At 57.4% G+C, this 1874-nt stretch carries 2 protein-coding genes and 1 pseudogene; all 3 read right to left on the minus strand.

Translation table 11 applies throughout. From position 1 onward, the window contains the following. Positions 1 to 205, minus strand: a pseudogene (locus ACXRVY_RS26740) (ABC transporter permease); the annotation flags it as partial. Between the two features lie 3 nt (positions 206 to 208). After that, a complete protein-coding gene (locus ACXRVY_RS26745) occupies positions 209 to 1489 on the minus strand; it encodes an ABC transporter permease (RefSeq protein ID WP_177413277.1) in 1281 nt (426 codons plus the stop codon). Between the two features lie 31 nt (positions 1490 to 1520). Continuing rightward, on the minus strand, positions 1521 to 1874 hold a 354-nt coding region (locus ACXRVY_RS26750; RefSeq protein WP_458238700.1), incomplete at its 5' end, for a TOBE domain-containing protein.

The following is a 1874-nucleotide window of genomic DNA, read 5'->3' on the forward strand; positions in this document are numbered from 1 at the left end:
GTTGGTGATACCAGCGTAGGGAAAATGCCTCCGGTTTCAGATGAAGCATGTCCGACGTGAAGCTGAAATACGGCTCGACGTTAAAGGACAACGGGATGATTACCAGAATCGGCACCACTAGAAACAGCAGCACGAGCAGGGCAAAGCCGCGCACGGTGAAAAACCAGCAGCGCTCGAAAGGTCCGATGTATTTTGGAAGGCTCATGGCTCACCCCAACTTCATATTGGTAATGCCTACGAATCGGTCGTAGACCCAGTACATCAGCAGCACTACCACCAGAAGCAGGCTGGCAATTGCCGAGGCCAGACCCCAGTTCAAGGACGTCTGCATGTGATAAGCGATGAAGTTGCTGATCATCTGGCCGGTGCGGCCGCCTACGAGTGCCGGCGTGATGTAGTAACCCACTGCCAGAATGAAGACCAGAATCCCCCCCGCACTGACGCCCGGCAGGGACAGCGGAAAGTAGATCTTGAAAAAAGTGCGCATGGAGCTGGCGCCCATGGAGTGCGCGGCACGGATGTAGGTCTGGTCGACACCGCGCATGACGCTGTAAAGCGGCAGCACCATGAATGGCAGCAGAATATGCGTCATGGCGATGATCGTGCCGTACAGGTTGTACATCAGGTCGAGCGGCTGATTGATGATGCCGAGACTGCGAAGGACGTCGTTGAACACCCCGTTTGACTGGAGAATCACGATCCAGGCGCTGGTCCGGACCAGCAGCGATGTCCAGAACGGCAGTAGCACGAGGATCATCAGCAAGTTGCTGAAGCGGTCCGGCAAGCTGGCCAGGAAGTACGCCAGCGGATAGCCCAGCAGAAAGCAGATGAAAGTGATCGCGACACTGACCGCCAGCGTCTTCAGCAGGTTGTCGACATAGATCTGCCGGCTTTCCGGCTGCTGGACGATGTCGCCGTTATCGTCGTATTGACGATCCAGCGCCGCCAGGTAATGCACCGCGGAAATCGACGGCGCCATCACCTTGAGCTGCGACCACGTTGCGGTTTCACCCCAGCGTTTGTCGATGCTGATCATCAGCGGCTTGAATTCGGTGATCCCTGCCTGACTCTGTTTTTCCAGACCTCTCGCCGTCTTGTTCAACAGCAGCTTCATGCCGCTTTGCACGCGGTTCAAGTCAGTCCCGACCCGGTCCAGGTTCTGCGATTTGAGCAGGGCGAGAATATCGTTGCCGAGGACTGCAAACGTCTTCTCCTCAGGCAAAGCCTGCCGATCCCACTGCTTCAACTCGACTGCACTGTTGGGCATGTAGTCGGCGAGCGTGCCGTTTTGCACGCTGCGCATCAGCATGTCGCCAATAGGCATGAGAAAGAAGACGGCGATAAATGCCAGCAGTGGCAACACCAGTAGCACGGACTTGAACTTGTTCCGACGCTCGGCCTTGTCCAGGCTTTCCTTTATTGACTGGCCAACCTTCGGCTGCACAAACAGCCGATCCGCAGGCCCTTCAGACATTACAGGGCGATTCATGGAGTGATCTCCGTGTGAGCGGTGACGAAAGTTAGATAACGGTGTTGAGCGCTCGACAGTCGTCAGCACGCCACCCTACGGTCACCAGGGCGCCGGGAGTCGGCGTCGACTGGTTGACGCCGTTGACCACTTTGACGATGAAGTCATCCTGGTCCGCGACGCTCAGCCGCAGGCGCAGGTGGTCCCCGTGATAGATCAGCTCTTGAATTTTTGCCGGAAGCCGGTTGTCGCATTGGCCGTCAGTTGGATCGAGGTAGACGCGCTCCGGGCGAATCGACAAGGTGGTTTTCGTGCCACGGGCGGTACTCGCGGATTTCGCCCCAACGGCCTTCACCCGAAGGTTGCCGACTTGCACTTGGCAGTAATCCCCGTCGCGCTCGATGAC

Source organism: Pseudomonas sp. P5_A2_2 (genome assembly GCF_054177685.1).